General features: G+C 72.8%; 18 protein-coding genes. 10 read left to right on the forward strand and 8 right to left on the reverse strand.

Features of this window, described 5'->3' with window-relative positions:
- Positions 1–12: 12 nt before the first annotated feature.
- On the reverse strand, positions 13–762 hold the full coding sequence (locus J5Y04_RS04275) for a bifunctional 2-polyprenyl-6-hydroxyphenol methylase/3-demethylubiquinol 3-O-methyltransferase UbiG (protein WP_209410410.1): 750 nt from the start codon (positions 760–762) through the stop codon (positions 13–15).
- Positions 763–937: 175 nt separating this feature from the next.
- Here J5Y04_RS04275 and J5Y04_RS04280 point away from each other — a divergent pair, with 175 nt between their 5' ends.
- Both J5Y04_RS04280 and J5Y04_RS04285 read left to right on the forward strand, forming a co-directional pair.
- Complete coding sequence (locus J5Y04_RS04280; RefSeq protein ID WP_209410411.1) at positions 938–1,507, forward strand: GNAT family N-acetyltransferase; 570 nt, start codon at positions 938–940, stop codon at positions 1,505–1,507.
- 100 nt (positions 1,508–1,607) lie between these two features.
- Positions 1,608–2,006 carry a nuclear transport factor 2 family protein gene (locus J5Y04_RS04285; protein WP_209410412.1) on the forward strand — a complete coding sequence of 133 codons (399 nt, stop codon included), beginning with the start codon at positions 1,608–1,610 and terminating at the stop codon, positions 2,004–2,006.
- Between the two features lie 115 nt (positions 2,007–2,121).
- Here the strand turns inward: J5Y04_RS04285 and J5Y04_RS04290 are convergent, their stop codons facing one another.
- Together J5Y04_RS04290 and J5Y04_RS43890 are read right to left on the reverse strand one after the other, a co-directional pair.
- Positions 2,122–3,168 carry a cytochrome P450 gene (locus tag J5Y04_RS04290; RefSeq protein ID WP_148646527.1) on the reverse strand — a complete coding sequence of 349 codons (1,047 nt, stop codon included), beginning with the start codon at positions 3,166–3,168 and terminating at the stop codon, positions 2,122–2,124.
- A 79-nt stretch (positions 3,169–3,247) separates the two neighbouring features.
- Positions 3,248–3,325 (reverse strand): tryptorubin family RiPP precursor, encoded by a 78-nt coding sequence (locus J5Y04_RS43890; RefSeq protein ID WP_350540985.1) that lies wholly within the window; start codon positions 3,323–3,325, stop codon positions 3,248–3,250.
- Between the two features lie 780 nt (positions 3,326–4,105).
- Here J5Y04_RS43890 and J5Y04_RS04295 point away from each other — a divergent pair.
- The gene (locus J5Y04_RS04295; RefSeq protein ID WP_209410413.1) at positions 4,106–5,866 is read left to right on the forward strand and encodes a hypothetical protein; all 1,761 of its coding nucleotides are present in this window, start codon (positions 4,106–4,108) and stop codon (positions 5,864–5,866) included.
- A gap of 136 nt (positions 5,867–6,002) precedes the next feature.
- Positions 6,003–7,655, forward strand: a complete 1,653-nt coding sequence (locus tag J5Y04_RS04300) for a hypothetical protein (protein ID WP_209410414.1) — start codon at positions 6,003–6,005, stop codon at positions 7,653–7,655.
- Between the two features lie 125 nt (positions 7,656–7,780).
- Here J5Y04_RS04300 and J5Y04_RS42805 read toward each other — a convergent pair whose 3' ends face one another.
- The 3 genes from J5Y04_RS42805 to J5Y04_RS04310 form a co-directional block, all read right to left on the reverse strand.
- Positions 7,781–7,903: a hypothetical protein gene (locus J5Y04_RS42805; RefSeq protein ID WP_256463452.1), complete on the reverse strand. Its 123-nt coding sequence runs from the start codon at positions 7,901–7,903 to the stop codon at positions 7,781–7,783.
- The gene (locus tag J5Y04_RS04305) at positions 7,900–8,328 is read right to left on the reverse strand and encodes a hypothetical protein (protein ID WP_209410415.1); all 429 of its coding nucleotides are present in this window, start codon (positions 8,326–8,328) and stop codon (positions 7,900–7,902) included. Before J5Y04_RS04305 ends, J5Y04_RS42805 begins: the two co-directional genes overlap by 4 nt.
- A 150-nt stretch (positions 8,329–8,478) precedes the next feature.
- Positions 8,479–8,916 carry a DUF5997 family protein gene (locus tag J5Y04_RS04310; protein ID WP_209410416.1) on the reverse strand — a complete coding sequence of 146 codons (438 nt, stop codon included), beginning with the start codon at positions 8,914–8,916 and terminating at the stop codon, positions 8,479–8,481.
- Positions 8,917–8,973: 57 nt separating this feature from the next.
- Between J5Y04_RS04310 and J5Y04_RS04315 the strand changes: the two genes are divergently transcribed.
- Together J5Y04_RS04315 and J5Y04_RS04320 are read left to right on the forward strand one after the other, a co-directional pair.
- Complete coding sequence (locus J5Y04_RS04315) at positions 8,974–9,825, forward strand: LysR family substrate-binding domain-containing protein (protein ID WP_209410417.1); 852 nt, start codon at positions 8,974–8,976, stop codon at positions 9,823–9,825.
- 26 nt (positions 9,826–9,851) lie between these two features.
- A complete protein-coding gene (locus J5Y04_RS04320; protein WP_209410418.1) occupies positions 9,852–10,844 on the forward strand; it encodes a phosphotransferase family protein in 993 nt (330 codons plus the stop codon).
- A gap of 103 nt (positions 10,845–10,947) precedes the next feature.
- Here the strand turns inward: J5Y04_RS04320 and J5Y04_RS04325 are convergent, their stop codons facing one another.
- A complete protein-coding gene (locus J5Y04_RS04325; RefSeq protein ID WP_209410419.1) occupies positions 10,948–11,928 on the reverse strand; it encodes a hypothetical protein in 981 nt (326 codons plus the stop codon).
- A 115-nt stretch (positions 11,929–12,043) separates the two neighbouring features.
- A complete protein-coding gene (locus J5Y04_RS04330) occupies positions 12,044–12,397 on the reverse strand; it encodes a metal-sensitive transcriptional regulator (protein WP_305852807.1) in 354 nt (117 codons plus the stop codon).
- A gap of 170 nt (positions 12,398–12,567) precedes the next feature.
- Here J5Y04_RS04330 and J5Y04_RS04335 point away from each other — a divergent pair, with 170 nt between their 5' ends.
- From J5Y04_RS04335 to J5Y04_RS04350, 4 genes are all read left to right on the forward strand, one after another.
- On the forward strand, positions 12,568–12,843 hold the full coding sequence (locus J5Y04_RS04335) for a heavy-metal-associated domain-containing protein (RefSeq protein WP_148646520.1): 276 nt from the start codon (positions 12,568–12,570) through the stop codon (positions 12,841–12,843).
- 190 nt (positions 12,844–13,033) lie between these two features.
- Positions 13,034–15,283, forward strand: a complete 2,250-nt coding sequence (locus J5Y04_RS04340) for a cation-translocating P-type ATPase (protein ID WP_209410420.1) — start codon at positions 13,034–13,036, stop codon at positions 15,281–15,283.
- Between the two features lie 136 nt (positions 15,284–15,419).
- Positions 15,420–15,938 carry a histidine phosphatase family protein gene (locus J5Y04_RS04345; RefSeq protein ID WP_209410421.1) on the forward strand — a complete coding sequence of 173 codons (519 nt, stop codon included), beginning with the start codon at positions 15,420–15,422 and terminating at the stop codon, positions 15,936–15,938.
- Positions 15,939–16,099: 161 nt separating this feature from the next.
- Entirely contained in the window at positions 16,100–16,840 is a 741-nt protein-coding gene (locus J5Y04_RS04350; RefSeq protein ID WP_209410422.1) for a Mut7-C RNAse domain-containing protein, read from the forward strand.
- The last annotated feature ends 139 nt before the right edge of the window (positions 16,841–16,979 follow it).

Below are 16,979 nucleotides of genomic sequence, written 5' to 3' on the forward strand. Positions count from 1 at the left end.
GGCCCCGGAGTCCTACCGCTCCGGGGGCGGCGGGAGGCGGTACACCGAGACGTGGGAGCGGGAGTCGGCGGTGAAGTCGGAGCCCTCCCAGTCCGCGTGCCTGCTCTCCAGTGCGAAGCCGGCGAGTTGGGCCATGAGGTCGAGTTCGGCGGGCCAGACGTAGCGGTGCGGGCTGCGGAGGAGTTCGGCCTGCCGGCTGTCGTCGAACCTGAAGTGGTGGGAGACGACGTGCTGTTGCAGGACGTCGTACGTGTCGAGGCCGATGTACCCGGGCTCGGAGTGGAAGACCGTCGCCGGTTGGCCCGGTGGGAGCCTGCGCAGCTCGGGTACCCAGAGCTCGATCACGAACCTGCCGCCGGGCACGAGGTGGCGGGCGGCGTTGCGGAAGCACGCGACCTGTTCGGACTGGGTGAGCAGGTTGGAGATCGTGTTGTAGACGAGGTAGACGAGCGTGTACGCCCCCGGGGCCCGTGCCGTCGCCATGTCGCCGACGACCACCGGGATTTCCGCCTCGTCCGCCTTCGTGCGGAGTCGGCCGATCATCGGGAGCGAGAGCTCGATGCCGGTCACGGGCACACCGCGCCCGGCGAGCGGAACGGCCACCCGGCCGGTGCCGATGGCGAACTCCAGCGCCCGTCCGCCGTCGGCGAGTTCGGCGAGGCGGTCCACGGCCGGCTCCAGGACCTCGGGGGCGAACATGCCCGTGCCCGGCGTGTCGTAGTTCCGTGCGGCGTGGTCGTCCCAGACCTGTTCCTGTTCCATTCCCTCAACGATGTTCAACGGCAGGCGAGTTGTCCACCGTTTTTGCGACCCCGGGGGTGGTCCGGAGGGTGGTCCGGGGGGTGGTCCGGGGGTGATCCGGGGCGGTCCGGGGCGTCAACGGCCCGCGGCCGGGCGGGCCGTGGATCGCGCGGGTGCGGGTGGGTATCGTCGCCGTATGCCCGAACTGATAGCGCCCACCGTCCGCCTCCACGCCGCCTGGACCCGGGCGCACGAGGAGTGGGGGCCCGGCCACCACGAGGACGGGTTCGGGCTGTTGCCGTCCGACGAGACCGCGTCGTCCGAGGGGTTCGCCGCCTGGGTGGCCCGGCTGGCCGACGCGTCGGGTGGTCCGGCACAAGATGACCAGGCGCAAGGTGACCAGGCGGAGGGTGACCCGGCGGTCCGGGCGGCGTCCGACCGGGCGCGGTGCACCTACCGTTGGATCGTCGAGGGTGACGAGGTCCTCGGCGGGATCGCGCTGCGGCACGGAAACGGCGATCGGGTACCGGAGTTCGGCCACATCGGCTACGGCATCCGGCCGTCCGCGCGTCGGCGCGGACTGGCGACCTGGGCGCTGGGCCGGATGCTGGAGGAGGCGCGGGGGCTGGGTCTGGACCGGGTGCTGCTCACCTGCGCGGTCGGGAACACCGCCTCGGCGAGGACGATCACGCGTCACGGCGGCGTGTTCGAGGGCATCCGGGAGACGAGGTTCGGTGCGGTGCGGCGCTACTGGATCGAGGTCTGACGGAGGGGCCGAGATCTGACGTATGGATCGAGGCTTGACGGACGGATCGAGGCCTGACGGACCTGGGCCTCGGTGACATTGCAGTGTTACTGTTTCGCTCATGTCCAAGGTCGAGATTGACGCACTGACCGCCGAGTTCTTCGGCGCCTTCGACAACCGGGGTGGCAAGCCCGCCGACGTCGCCCGGCTCCGCCGGCTGATCGTGCCGGGGGGAGTGATCGTCAACACCGGCCCGAGTCTGACCGTCTACACCGTGGACGAGTTCATCGAGCCCCGCGAGCAGCTGCTGAGCGACGGCCGGCTGGTCGAGTTCTCCGAGTGGGAGACGGCCGAGCGCACCGAGATCGTCGGCGACCTCGCGACGCGCTTCGGCGAGTACGGCAAGTCCGGGATCATGAACGGCGAGCCGTACGAGGGTGGCGGGACCAAGGCCTTCCAGTTCGTCCGGACCCCCGAGGGCTGGCGGATCGTCTCCTTCTACTGGTCCGACCACATCTGACGGAGCGTCAGGTGCCGGGCGCCGTTGGGCTCCCCGGGCTGGAACCACGGCCGGGGAGCCCCTGCGTCGGCGGCGCCTCCGCGTCCGGCTCGTCAGCCGGTGGCGCCGCCCCCGGTCAACGCCGGACCATCCGCACCCCGGCGACCTCCAGCAGGCCGTCGAGCTCGACCTTCCCGACGGTCTGCTGCGGGCTCACCACGAGTCCGTCGCGGCGCACGATGTCGAGGAGCCGCTCGGCCAGCGGCATGACCATGTGCCGCCCCCAGCAGCGTTCGCTGGCGTGGCCGAAGGGGAGGTAGCCGGGCTGGTCGTCGGGGTCGAGGCCGGCCCACCGTTCGGGGCGGAAGGTGTCCGGGTCGTCCCAGAGCCGCGGATCCCGGTGGGTCAGCAGCGGGAGCATCAGGATGTCGTCCTTCGGGCCGATCCGGTCGTCCACGGCGAGGTACTCCGGGGAGGCCATCCGCAGGATGTTCCAGGACGGGGGCAGCAGCCGCAGCGCCTCCAGCAGGATGTCCCGGTTCGGCACGCCCTCGTCGAAGGGCGAGCCCAGCCAGAGCGCGTTGGTGACGAGCGCGGACACGGTGAAGCAGACCGGCGCGGCCACCCGCCGGTACAGGTACATCGCGTACCGGCGGTCGTCATAGGTTTCCGCATTCAGCACGCGGGCCGCCAGATTGGACAGCGGAATTTCCGTCCCCGGCTTTCCGAGCATGGCCGTGCCGGCCGCCACGGCCATCCAGGTCAATTTCGGGGTGAGTTCCAGCCGGCGGTCCACGAGGACGCGGAACCGGAAACTCTCGCGGCCGAAGACGAGATCCCGGAGATAGACGTGGGCGACGTGCGGCCATTTCCCGGTGAGGTCGACCGAATCGCCCAGGGGCTTTTTCAGCGCGGCCCGGACGTCGGCCGAGACGGCCTGCATGAGCGCGGACGCGTCGGTCCGGGGGACGGACCTCCCCTGGACGGGCTTGAAGGTCGGCCGCTCCTCGTCGTTGGCGGGCCTGCTGAGGAGCAGGCTGTCCATCAGGTCGACGCCGGCGACCCCGATGGTGTCGTCCTCCAGGCGGAAGAGGTCCGACCCGCGGTACGTGCGAAGAAGCGCGTCGATCCGCGGCGCGAAGACGGTGGCCCGGGTGTTCCCGCCGGTCCTGGACAGAGACATCGGTGAACTCCAAGGGTGAGCGGCCCGTGCCCGGGTGGACCGATTCCACCGGGCACGGGCCTGGCAGCGAACTGCCCGATTAGATCCAGCCGTACCAGGCGTAGGCCTTCAGGCTCTTCTCCGGCATGACCTTCTTCACGAAATGCACGAGCTTCATGACAGTACCTCCGTCTGAGAGTGAACCGGACGAATCATGCAACAGGCCGACGGGGGGCGGTGGGTAAGTCCGCAGAATTCTGCGTTCCGCTTCTCGTCGCCGCAAAAAGTGAAGCCCAGCCCGAAATAAGCGTCAAGTGACGTAGTTCACACGCCGATCGGCGGTGCCGGCGGGTTTCACGTTTCCCGGTGCCCGATTCGACCGCCTGGGGTGCGAAATGGACGGCCCTGGGTGCATCGTGCCCATCGGGGCGGTTGTGAGGGGCCGGGGGTGCGCGACGGCGCTGGTCAGCGCCTCGCCCCGGATGGCGGCCGCATGAACGACACGCGTCCGCGGGCCGGCGGCGGGACGTCCTGACGGGATTCCGGGAGGTGCGGCACGGGCCGACGGAACGTTCGGTCTGCCCTTTCGGGCATGTCAGCGCCGGACGGGGCCGGGCAGGGGCGGCCGGGGCCGCTTGCCGGCCGGTGCCGGGGGTGGGGTTGCCGGCCGGGAGTCGTGGACGGATCAGGTCACGGCCGTTTGTGTCCACCCGAACGGCCTTCCGGGCGGACCGGTGGCAGACGAAGCTTGTCATCGCCGACGGGAGCGCCGAGCGGCTCTCGGAATCACCAGAACTGACGTTCCATCAGGACTACCCGTGCCACCGGAGTCACGCGCTCCACCGGCGTCACCCCGTCGCCCGGGCGGCATGCCCTGCCGCCGCGCGCCGGTGCCTGCCCTCACGCAGCCCTTCACCTCCGGCCGCCCAGGCCACCCGACATCTTCCTGGAGACATCCATGTCCGCCGTCCGTCCCACCGTCCTGCCCGCCGTCCGCGCGGCCTCCGTCGTCCTGGCCGCCGGCCTCTGCACCCTCGCCCTCGGTGCCGCCCCGGTGCACGCCCGGCCGGTGCCGGTCGCGGGTCCGTCCGCAGGGTCGGGCGCGTCAGGCGTCCTGGGCGGCGACAAGGGCAGCCCGGGGCAGGGCTCGCCCGCCCTGGGCAAGGCGGCGGGCTCACCCGCGGCGGGCCTGTCGGCGTTGGCGGCGGCGCCCCAGCTCAGCCGCTCCGAGGCGATCGCCCGGGCGCAGTCGTGGGTGGGGATCGGGCTCCAGTACACGATGGACGGCTCCACCTACCAGGGTTACCGCCGCGACTGCTCGGGCTACGTCTCGATGTCGTGGAAGCTCGGCACCCCGGGCCTGGACACCACCAGCTTCATCCCCGCCGGTGTCGCCTCGAGGATCGCCAAGGACGACCTGAAGCCGGGGGACGCCCTGTTGAACGACGCGGCGGGCGCCAAGGGCCACGTCGTCCTCTTCGACCGCTGGGCCGATGCCGCCCACACCTCCTACGTGGGCTTCGAGTTCAGCGGCAGCGGCGTCCACCACCGGACGATCCCGTACCCCTACTTCCCCGACTACATCCCGGCCGGCACCAGTTACAAGCCCGTCCGCAACAACAGCATCGTCGACGACACCACGCCCCCGCCCACTCCGCCGACGCCCGCCCCCTCCGGCACCTCCCAGTCCGCGGCGACGGTGTACAACCCGGACACGGGGACGGCCGAGGCGTTCGCGATCGGTGCGGACGGGGCGATGGCGCACGCCTACAGCACCAACGGCGGTGCCTGGACGGACTGGTCGACGCTGGACCCGTCGTTCCGGTTCACCGGCAGTCCGGCGGTGGTCTACAACCCGGTGAACAAGGTGACGGAGGTCTTCGCGACCGGCACCGACGGCGTGGTCTCGCACAACTACCTGTTCAACGGCGGCCAGTGGAGCGGCTGGTCCACCCTCGGGTCCTCGTTCCGGTTCAGCGGCAGCCCGACCGCTGTCTACAACGAGGCGACCAACGCGGTCGAGCTGTTCGGTGTCGGCACCGACGGCGTCATCAACCACACCTACAACATCAACGCCGGTCCCTGGGCGGGCTGGGACCCGCTCGACAGGGGTTACAAGTTCACCGGCCGCCCGGCCGCCGTCTACAACCCCGACAGCAGGACGGCCGAGGTGTTCGCCACCGGCACCGACGGCATCGTGTCGCACGCCTACAGCACCGGCGGCAGCTCCTGGACGGGCTGGACCACCCTCGGCCCGGACTTCCACTTCGCCTCGAACCCGGCCGTGGTCTACAACCCGGTGAACAAGGTGACGGAGGTCTTCGCCACCGGCACCGACGGTGTGATCTCGCACGACTACCTGTTCAACGGCGGCCAGTGGAGCGGCTGGTCCACCCTCGGGTCCTCGTTCCGGTTCAGCGGCAGCCCGGCCGCGGTCTACAACGCCTCGACCAATGCGATCGAGCTGTTCGGCATCGGCCCCGACGGTGTGCTCAACCACACCTACAACATCAACGCCGGTCCCTGGGCCGGGTGGGAGTCCCTCGACACCGGCTACAAGTTCGCCGGGACCCCGAGCGCGGTCTACGAGTCCGGCTCCAACGCCGCGGAGGTCTTCGCGATCGGCGCCGACGGTGTGATCTCGCACGCCTACAACGCCAACGGCAGCCCCTGGAGCCAGTGGACGGCCCTCGGCAACTGGAAGTTCAGGACCAGCTGAACCAGCTGAGCACGGTTCGCCCGGCGGTGCCGGCCGGCCTCGGCCGCCCGGCGCCGCCCCCTCCCAGCCTCCCGAGCTCCAGCCCTCCCGAGCTCCCAGCCCTCCCGAGCCCGTCCTCCCAGGAGAGAGACCTCCCGTGAACCGCCGTCGTCTCCAGCACAGCCTGTCCGCGCTCACCATGGCCGCCGCGACCGCCGTCGGCGCCGCCACGGTCGGAGCCTCACCGGCCCACGCCGCGCTGTCCAACCGCTCCTGCGGGACGGTGACCGACGCCGACGCCGCGGCCGCCGCACAGCTGAACCGGGTGCTCACCGGCAAGCTGGCGCACGCCATGACCCCGTACCGGGCATCCTGCGCCCGGGCCGTCATCACCACCGTCCGCGGCCTGGGACTCCCGGACCGGGCCGCCGTGATCGCCGTGACCACCGCGATCGTCGAGAGCGCCCTGGAGAACAACCCCAACATGGTGGACCACACCAGCCTGGGCCTCTTCCAGCAACAGAACTTCTGGGGCACCGACGAGCAGCGGCTCAACCCGGCCTGGTCGACGACCGCGTTCATCAACGCGATGCTGCGGACCTACCCCGACAACTCGTGGCAGACCCAGGACATCGGCACCGTCTGCCAGAAGGTCCAGGTGTCGGCGTACCCCGACCGCTACGGGGCCCAGGCCTCCGACGCGCAGAAGGTCGTCGACGCGATCGGCGCCGCCACCCCGCCGTCGGGGCCGGCCCCGACGCCCGCCACCGCACTGCCCTCGGCGGCGACGGTGTACAACCCGGACACGGGGACGGCCGAGGCCTTCGCGATCGGTGCGGACGGGGCGATGGCGCACGCCTACAGCACCAACGGCGGTGCCTGGACGGACTGGTCGACGCTGGACCCGTCGTTCCGGTTCACCGGCAGTCCGGCGGTGGTCTACAACCCGGTGAACAAGGTGACGGAGGTCTTCGCGACCGGCACCGACGGCGTGGTCTCGCACAACTACCTGTTCAACGGCGGCCAGTGGAGCGGCTGGTCCACCCTCGGGTCCTCGTTCCGGTTCAGCGGCAGCCCGACCGCTGTCTACAACGAGGCGACCAACGCGGTCGAGCTGTTCGGTGTCGGCACCGACGGCGTCATCAACCACACCTACAACATCAACGCCGGTCCCTGGGCGGGCTGGGACCCGCTCGACAGGGGTTACAAGTTCACCGGCCGCCCGGCCGCCGTCTACAACCCCGACAGCAGGACGGCCGAGGTGTTCGCCACCGGCACCGACGGCATCGTGTCGCACGCCTACAGCACCGGCGGCAGCTCCTGGACGGGCTGGACCACCCTCGGCCCGGACTTCCACTTCGCCTCGAACCCGGCCGTGGTCTACAACCCGGTGAACAAGGTCACCGAGGTCTTCGCCACCGGCTTCGACGGCATCATGTCCCACAAGTACCTGTTCAACGGCGGCCAGTGGAGCGGTTGGGAGGTCCTCGGCCCGGACTTCCGCTTCGGCAGCAGCCCGGCCGCGGTCTACAACGCCTCGACCAACGCGATCGAGCTGTTCGGCATCGGCCCCGACGGTGTGCTCAACCACACCTACAACCTGAACGCCGGTCCCTGGGCGGGCTGGGAGTCGCTCAGCACCAACTACAAGTTCGCCGGGACCCCGTCCGTGGTCTACGAGTCCGGCGTCAACGCGGCCGAGGCCTTCGGGATCGGCGCCGACGGTGTGATCTCGCACGCCTACAACGCCAACGGCAGCCCCTGGAGCCAGTGGACGGCCCTCGGCAACTGGAAGTTCAAGACCGGCTGACCCCCGCAGGGTCCCGGGCCGGCCGGCCGACACCTCGTCGGGCGGCCGGCCCGTCCGCGCTTCGGCGGGAGCCGCCGGACGCGCCCTGTCCTACGGCTGCCGGGGTAGCCGGTCGGGGTGGGGCGTCACGGAGCCAGGGCGGTCAGCCGCAGCAGCCGGTACCAGTGGCTGGTCGCGAGGTCCTCGGGCCCGAGTCCGGCCAGGTCGCGGAAGCCGGGGGCGGCCACCCAGGCGGTGAAGAAGGTCACGACGTCGTTCGTGAGCCGTTCCAGCCGGCAGCCGGTGTACCAGACGAAGCCGTCGTCGGGCACCCGCCAGACGCTCCCGTCGCGGTCGACCAGCAGCGGGTTCCCGCGGGCCCGGCCGAAGAAGTGGAACCGCGAGGCGTCATCGAGTGGTGCCCGCCGGGCAGCTCGGCACCGACCAGGCCTTCGGAGAACTGCTGCCCGTCGAGCTCCTCCGCGGCGAAGAGCCGGGTGGAGTGGTTCGGGTAGACGCCGTCGGAGGCGGCCAGCAGGTCCGCCACGCCGACGGGCGTCCCGGCGGGGATGCGGCTGCGCTCGGCGCCGGCGGGGACGTCGCAGTCCCAGAGCTCCAGCCGGTGGCGGTGATCGGCATGCGCTGCGCGCAGCAGCGCCGTGAGGCCGGCCAGGCCGGCGCGGTCCTTCGTCATGCGGATCCCCCTGCGGACGTGTGCGCCGCCGCCCGGGCGTCGGCCCTGGGCGCCCCGGGGCACCGGCCCTCCGTCGCCCCGGCCCCCGTCGTCCCGGTCAGCCCCGGCCCGGCGGTCCGGTGCCCGCCGGAGCCGGCCGACCGGTGTGCGTCAGCGCTTCTTGGCCGACTTGGCCGGCGTGGCCTGGGGGGCCGCCTGCTTCTGCTGCTCCTTCTCGTGCTTCTCCTTGACCCGCACGGCCTCCCGGCGGACCTCGGCCTGGATGGTGCGCTCGCGCGCGAGCCAGTCCGGGTTGGACTCCTTCAGGGCGTCGATCTGCTCCGTGGTGAGGGCCTCGGAGACCCCGCCGCGGGCCAGGCCGGAGACGGAGACGCCGAGCCTGGCCGCGACGACCGGGCGCGGGTGCGGGCCGTTGCGGCGCAGGTCCTGGAGCCACTGCGGCGGCTCGGCCTGCAGGGCGTTCAGCTCCTCGCGGGAGACCACGCCCTCCTGGAAGTCGGCGGGGGCGGCGTCGAGGTAGATGCCCAGTTTCTTGGCCGCCGTGGCCGGCTTCATGGTCTGGGTGGTCTTCGGCTTGAGCGATGTCATGGTCACTAGGGTAAGCGAGTGAGTGGCGGCCCCGATCACGGTCGGTAGCCTTGCTGCGTGACAGAGATGCAGGCGAACCCCTCGTTCCGGCTGGTTTACGTTCCCGGCGTGACGCCCGGTAAGTGGGTGCGCGTCTGGGAGCAGCGGCTGCCGGACGTCCCGCTCACCTTGCTCGCCGTGCCGGTGGAGGACGGCGAGCCCACGCTGCTGGGCGGCGGTGCGGACGCCGGGCTCGTCCGGCTGCCGGTCGACCGCGGCAGCCTCAGCGCGATCCCCCTCTACACCGAGACCACCGTGGTCGTCTTCCCGAAGGACCACTGGCTGGCGGCGGCCGAGGAGGTGCCGGTGGCGGACCTGGCCGACGAGGTCGTCTTCCACCCCGTCGACGACTCCCTCGGCTGGCAGGAGCTCCCCGGGCGGCCCGCGATCGAGCGTCCGGCGACCACGGCGGACGCGATCGAGCTGGTCGCGGCGAACGTCGGCGTCCTACTCGTGCCGCAGTCGCTCGCCCGGCTGCACCACCGCCGGGATCTCACCTACCGGCCCGTCCCGGACGCGCCGCAGTCCCAGGTGGCGCTCTCCTGGCCGGAGGACCGGACGACCGACCTGGTGGAGGAGTTCATCGGCATCGTCCGAGGCCGGACGGTCAACAGCTCCCGCGGCCGCGCGGGCACCGCCCAGTCCGAGGAGAAGCCCGCGGCGTCGGGCTCCCGGCCGCGCGGTGGCGGTGCGGGCAAGCCGGCCGCCGGGAAGTCGGGCGGCGGCAGGACAGCCGGTGGCAAGGCATCGGGAGGCAGGACGGCCGGCGGCAAGGCGTCGGGCGGGAAGTCCGGCGGGGGCAGGCCGGGTACCGGCAAGGCGTCGGGCGGGAAGTCCGGCGGAGCCCGCCGGGGCCGGCCGGGGAGGTAGCCGGGCCTCGCCTAGGCTCGACGGCCATGAGCGAATTAGTGGCGCACGACGATGCGCAGCGGGACCAGGACCGGGACCGGGCCCGGACGTGGGCATGGGTCGAGGGGCGGCTGGCCGACGGCAGCAGGGTGACCGGGAGCAGTCGGCTGCGGGGCGGGTTCACCTCGGAGATGCGCCGGCTGCGCGTCGAAGGCCCGGAGGGCGCAGAGGAGTTGGTGCTCCGGTCGTTCGTCGCGCCGTTCTACCTCCGGCATGCCGAAGGCCTGCTCACCAGGGAGGCCGACATCCTCACCCTGCTCGGCGCGGACGGCGGCGGCGTACCGGTGGCCACGCTGCGCGGGGTGGATGCGACGGGGGAGTTCTGCGCGTACCCGTCGCTGCTGATGACGCTGCTGCCGGGCACCGTCCGGGTGGACGAGGAGGAGCTGGACCGGCGCTGCCGGCTGCTCGCCCGGCAACTGGTCCGGATCCACCGCGTCGACGTGCCGGAGGACGCGCGGCCGCGGGACTACCAGGCGTGGGTGACCCCGGAGGGCGTGCGGCGTCCGGCGGGGAGCGCGCGTCCGGAGGTGTGGGAGCGGGCGGTGGAGGTGATCCGCCGCCCGGCGCCGTCGTTCCCGGGCCGCTTCCTGCACCGGGACTACCACCCGGGCAACGTGCTGTTCAGCGGCGGCGGGAGTACGGGCGAGCTGCGGATCACCGGTGTGGTGGACTGGGTGGAGACCTCCTGGGGCCCCGCCGACCTTGACGTCGCGCACTGCTCCACCGCGTTGGCCCTGCTGTACGGAGTGCCGGCCGGGATGGCGTTCGCCGGCCGCTACCTGGAGGCCGGCGGGGACCTCGCGGCGGAGCCGGCCGACCATCTGTACTGGCGCCTGCTCGACGCCCTCGCCTTCGCCCCCGACGCGGAGAAGGTGGGGGTGAGCTGGCGCGAGCTCGGCCGGACCGACCTGACCCCCGCGCTCCTCGCCGGGCGGCTGGAGGAGTACGTCGAGGAGTTGCTGAAGCGCTTCGGGTGAGCTGCTCCGGGTGAAGCGGCTCACCCGGCAGAGGTACCCCGGCGGCGGTTTCTCTGCGGAGGCGCCTCCGGAAGAGGTGCCCCGGCCGAGGTGCTCCGGTCGTTCAGTGCTGGTGAGCCCCTGCCGCAGCGGTCGACGGGGCCGCAGCGGTCGACGGGGCCGCAGCCGTCGACGGGGCTGCGGTGGCCGGGGCGCCGTCCCCGGTGGCGACGGTGAAGGCCGCCGTGCGGACGGTGTCCCCGTGCTTGAAGTCGAGGAAGAGACGGTAGGCGCCCGGGCTGGGCGCGGTCGCGGTGAAGGCGACCTCCGGCCCGGGCGTCGTGCTCTCCGGGTGGACGTGGAGGTAGGCGAGGTCTCCGGCGCGCAGGGCGACCAGGTGGCCGTAGGCGCCGAGGTAGGGCTGGAGGTCGGTGACCGGCCGGCCGTCCTTGGTGACGGTGAGGGTGAGCCGGGCGGGCCGGCCGGGGGTGAGGTCGCCGCCGAGGGTGACGGTGTAGCCGTCGACGGCGACGCTGCGTCCGGTCTCCGGCAGGGGCGCGGGGCGCAGGTCGCCGGCTGCGTGGAGGTCGGCGCCGAGGGTGAGCCCCTCGGCGGCGCCGGCCGGGGTGAAGTCGGCGAAGACCCGGTACTCGCCCGCGGCCGGCAGGGCGGCGGCCGCGCTCCAGGTGCCGTCGGCGGCCCGCGTCGGGTGCAGGTGCTGGAAGGTGGCGAGGTCGCGCGGGGCGACGATCAGGTGCAGCTCCTTCTCGTGCTCCGGGCGGTAGTCGGTGACCGGGCGGCCGTCCGCGCCGAGGATGCGGAACCGCAGGTCGGTCGGGGCGCCGGCGGTGACGAAGGGGCTGTCGAGGCTGAGCGTGTAGCCGCGTTCGGAGACCTGGAGACCGCCGGGCAGGTGGTCGCCCGCAGCCTCGGCCCCGGCCGGGGCCTCCGCGGCGTGGCCGGTCTGGCCGGTGTGACCGGCGTGGGCGGCCGCGGCCGGGCGCGGTGCCGGGCCGGTACCGGTGGCGTGGCCGACCCCGTACGCGGCGCCGAACGCGGTGGTGAGGCCGGTGGCGAAGGCGGCGATCTTCAGTGCGGTGTTCATGGCGGAGCTCCTTCGGGTGCGGGCGGGGTGCGGGCGTGGGTGCGGGCGTGCGCGGGGGAGTGGCGGGGATCGGCCGGGGGCGTGGGGCGCCGGGCGGGCAGTGCTCAGGCGGACATCAGGCGCGCATCAGGCGGGCGATGGCGTTCGAGGCCTCGGCGACCTTGGCGTCGGCCTCGCCGCCGCCCCGGGCGATGGCGTCCTGGACGCAGTGGCCGAGGTGACTGTCGAGCAGTTGCAGGGCGACCGACTGGAGGGCCTTGGTGGTCGCCGAGACCTGGGTGAGGACGTCGATGCAGTAGTCGTCGGCGTCGACCATCCGCTGTAGCCCGCGCACCTGGCCCTCGATCCGGCGCAGCCTGCGCATCACCTGGTCCTTGTCGTCGTGGTAGCCGGCCATGCGGGCCTCCTCCGGTAGTCGGGTGGGCGCTTCGGTGTCTGCAGTAGATACCCCTAGGGGGTATCGAGTCAAGCGGGATCGACTCTTCTCTTGGATACCCCTGGGGAGTATTTGGTGCGGCAGGTTCGCGCCGGTCGGCGGGGGTTGCCAGTGATACCCCCCAGGGGTATAAAGGAGCCATGCGCCGACCGATACCCCCACTGGGTATCGGAGAACGACACTGCTACCACCGGAGGAATCCCATGTCCTGCTGCTCCGAGAACGGCACCTGCTCCACCACCGCCACGGTCGAGGCGCCCGCCGCCGCCGTCACCACCGTTTACGCGGTCGCCGGGATGACCTGCGGCCACTGCGAGCAGGCGGTCGGCAAGGCGGTTTCCGCCCTGGCCGGCGTCACCGCCGTGAGCGTCGACGTCCAGGCCGGCCTGGTCACCGTCTCGGCCGAGGCCGAGCCGGACGAGGCGGCCCTGCGCGCCGCGATCGACGACGCGGGCTACGAGCTGACCGGCCGCGCCTGAGCCCGCCGCCCGCCCCGGCCTTCGGGTCCGGGAAACCCCTGGGGGGTATCCAGGGGTGAACCGGACCCGGCCGGGAGCAGGCCCGGGAGGCCGTCCCCGGATTCCGGGCCCCGACCCCCGATTCCGGCCGCGATTCCGGCCCCGGCCCCGGACCTGAACCACTCCGATCCACGACCCACGAGGAGCCCAGATGACCACCCAGGCACCCGCCTCCACCGAGGTGGAACTCCAGATCGGCGGCATGACCTGCGCCTCGTGCGCCGCCCGGATCGAGAAGAAGCTCAACCGCATGGACGGGGTCGAGGCCACCGTCAACTACGCCACCGAGAAGGCCAAGGTCGTCGTGGCGGGCGGAGTCGAGGTGGCGGACCTGATCGCCACCGTCGAGGCCACCGGCTACACCGCCGTGCTGCCCCGCCCCGCCGCCGCCGCCGAGCCCGCCGACGCCGCGGCCGGGGCCGGGGAGGCTGACGAACTCGCCCTGCTGCGGCAGCGGCTGATCACCGCGCTGGCCCTCGCCGTCCCCGTCATCGCGATGGCCATGGTGCCGGCCCTCCAGTTCGACAACTGGCAGTGGCTCTCGCTCACCCTGGCCGCGCCCGTCGTCACCTACGCCGCCTGGCCGTTCCACCGGGCCGCCTGGACCAACGCCCGGCACGGCGCGGCGACCATGGACACCCTGGTCTCGCTCGGCACCGGCGCCGCGTTCCTCTGGTCGCTCTGGGCCCTGTTCCTCGGCAACGCCGGAATGCCCGGGATGCGGCACGGCTTCGAGCTCACCATCGCCCGCAGCGACGGCTCCTCCAACATCTACCTGGAGGCCGCGGCCGGCGTGACCGCGTTCATCCTGGCCGGCCGCTACTTCGAGGCGCGGTCCAAGCGCACCGCCGGCGCCGCGCTGAAGGCGCTGCTCGAACTCGGCGCCAAGGACGTCACCGTGCTGCGCGGCGGCGCCGAGGTCCGCATCCCGACCGCCGAACTGGCCGTCGGCGAGCTGTTCGTGGTCCGCCCCGGCGAGAAGATCGCCACCGACGGAGTGGTCGACCAGGGCGCCTCCGCCGTGGACGCGTCGATGCTGACCGGCGAGTCCGTGCCGGTCGAGGTCGCCGTCGGCGACGCCGTCACCGGCGCCACCGTCAACGCCGGCGGCCGGCTCGTCGTCCGCGCCACCCGGGTCGGTGCCGACACCCAACTGGCCCGGATGGCCAAGCTGGTGGAGGACGCCCAGAACGGCAAGGCCGCCGCCCAGCGGCTGGCCGACCGGATCTCCGCCGTCTTCGTGCCGATCGTCATCACCCTGGCCCTGGCCACCCTCGGCTACTGGCTCGGCACCGGCGAGGGCTGGGCCGCCGCCTTCACCGCCGCCGTCGCCGTGCTGATCATCGCCTGCCCGTGCGCCCTGGGCCTCGCCACCCCGACCGCACTGCTGGTCGGCACCGGCCGCGGTGCCCAGCTCGGCATCCTGATCAAGGGCCCCGAGGTCCTGGAGTCGACCCGCCGGGTGGACACCATCGTCCTGGACAAGACCGGCACCGTCACCACCGGTCAGATGACCCTGATCGCCGTCCACACCGCCGAGGGCGTCACCGAGGCCGAGGCGCTGCGCCTGGCCGGCGCCCTGGAACACGCCTCCGAGCACCCGATCGCCCGCGCCGTCGCCACCGCCGCCCAGAAGGCGGGCGAGCTGCCCGCCGTGGAGGGCTTCGAGAACGTCCCCGGACTCGGCGTCCAGGGTGTCGTGGACGGACACGCGGTGCTGGTCGGCCGCGAGCAGCTGCTCGCCGACTGGTCGCAGTACCTGCCGGCGCCGCTGGCCGAGGCCAAGCGCCGGGCCGAGGCCGCGGGACGGACCGCCATCGCCGTCGGCTGGGACGGCGAGGCCCGGGCCGTGCTGGAGGTCGCCGACGCGGTCAAGCCCACCAGCGCCGAGGCCATCGCCCGGCTGCGCGGCCTCGGACTGACCCCGATGCTGCTCACCGGTGACAACGCCGCCGTGGCCGCGACCGTGGCGGCCGAGGTCGGCATCAGGCCGGAGGACGTGATCGCCGAGGTGCTGCCGCAGGACAAGGTCGCCACCGTGCAGCGCCTCCAGGCCGAGGGCCGGGTCGTCGCCATGGTCGGCGACGGCGTCAACGACGCGGCCGCCCTCGCCCAAGCCGACCTGGGCCTCGCCATGGGCACCGGCACCGACGCCGCCATCGAGGCCGGCGACCTCACCCTCGTCCGGGGCGACCTGCTGGCCGCCGCCGACGCCATCCGGCTCTCCCGCCGGACCCTGGCCACCATCAAGGGCAACCTCTTCTGGGCCTTCGGCTACAACGTCGCCGCCCTGCCCCTGGCCGCCGCCGGGCTGCTCAACCCGATGATCGCGGGGGCGGCGATGGCCTTCTCCTCGGTCTTCGTGGTCGGCAACAGCCTCCGGCTCCGCACCTTCCGCTGATCCTGATCCTGATCCTGATCCCGCGGCCCGCCGCCCCTCACCTCTTCGGGTGAGGGGCGGCTGTCGTGCCGGTGACCGGAGGACCCGGTGGGTAGCGTCGGCCGGGCACCGATCCCCGTACGAAGAGGAGACCGTCGTGAGCGCCGAACCGACCCGCAGGATCGTCGTGGTCCGGCACGCCAAGGCCGAGTGGAGCGACGTCGACGACCACGAACGCCCGCTGGCCGACCAGGGCCGCAAGGACGCACCCGTCGCCGGCCGCTGGCTGGCCGGTGCGGGCATCGGGCCCGACCTCGCACTCGTCTCCACCTCGGTCCGGACCCGGGAGACCTGGAAGCTGATGGTCCCCGAGCTGCCCCAGCGGCCCAGGACCGTCTTCGAGGACCGGCTCTACGAGGCGAGCCTCGGCGAAATCATCGCCCTGCTCAACGAGGTGTCCGACGAGGTGGCCGACGTCGTCCTCGTCGGCCACAACCCGGGCGCCCACGCCCTGGCCGACGCCCTCGCCGGCGAGGCCGAGGGCGATCTGCTCGCCCGGATGAACCGCTCCGGCTTCCCCACCTCCGCCGTCGCGGTGCTCACCTTCACCGGCTCCTGGAAGAGCGTCGAGCACGGTGTCGGCCGCCTGGTCGCCTTCTGGGCGCCGCACGCCTGACCGTGCGGGACCGCCTGACCGCCGGACCGTGCAGGACCGCCGGACCGCCGGACCGCCGGACGTCGGCCCCTTCGCGTCCCGTGTGCGGACGGGGCCGGCGGACTGACCGGCGGCGGGAAAAGCGCTGGCCGCCGACGGCCGCCCGCTGGCATGCTGGCCAGGTGGAGAGACCGGAGATCTGGCTCAGCTTCGCCCCCGAGCTGCACCTCTTTGTCGCCTCGGCGCGGCGGGGGGCGCCCACGGCGCTGCGAACCGACGGAGCCTCGACGCTCGGGCACGTGGTCGAGTCGCTCGGCGTCCCGCTCACCGAGGTCGGTGCCCTGGCCGCGGACGGCCGCCCGGTGGGCGTCGGGTACGTTCCCGTCGGCGGCGAGCGGATCTCGGTGGAGGCGGTACCCAGGCCGCAGCCCGCGGCCGCCCCCGTCCGGTTCCTGCTCGACGTCCACCTCGGCACGCTGACGCGCCGACTGCGGCTGCTGGGCATCGACGCCGCCTACGAGAACCCGGACATCGGCGACGCCGCGCTCGCCGCCCGCTCGGCCGCCGAACAGCGTGTCATGCTCTCGCGCGACCGTGGCCTGCTGCGCCGCCGCGAACTCTGGGCCGGCGCCTACATCTACAGCCACCGGCCCGCCGAACAGCTGCGGGACGTCCTCTCCCGGTTCGCGCCGCCGCTCGCCCCCTGGAGCCGGTGCACCACCTGCAACGGGGTACTGCGCACCGTCACCAAGTCGACGGTGCAGGACCAGCTCCGGGACGGCACCGAGCGCTCGTACGACGCGTTCGCGCAGTGCACCGAATGCGGGCAGGCGTACTGGCGGGGCGCGCACCACGCCAGCCTGGACGCCATCGTGGCCGACGCGGTGCGCGAGTTCGGGGCGTCGGCGCTGTCCGAGGCGTGACGCCGTGTCGTGAACCCGTGACGTGACGCGGTGGCGTGAACCGGCGGCGTGCAGCCGAGTCCGGCATGCGAAGGCCTGACGTGCGCAGGGCCTGACGTGCGGTGCTCCGGCGTGCGGTGCTCCGGCGTGGTGCCGCGCC

This window comes from Kitasatospora sp. RG8, from assembly GCF_017813315.1.
Lineage (GTDB): Bacteria > Actinomycetota > Actinomycetes > Streptomycetales > Streptomycetaceae > Kitasatospora.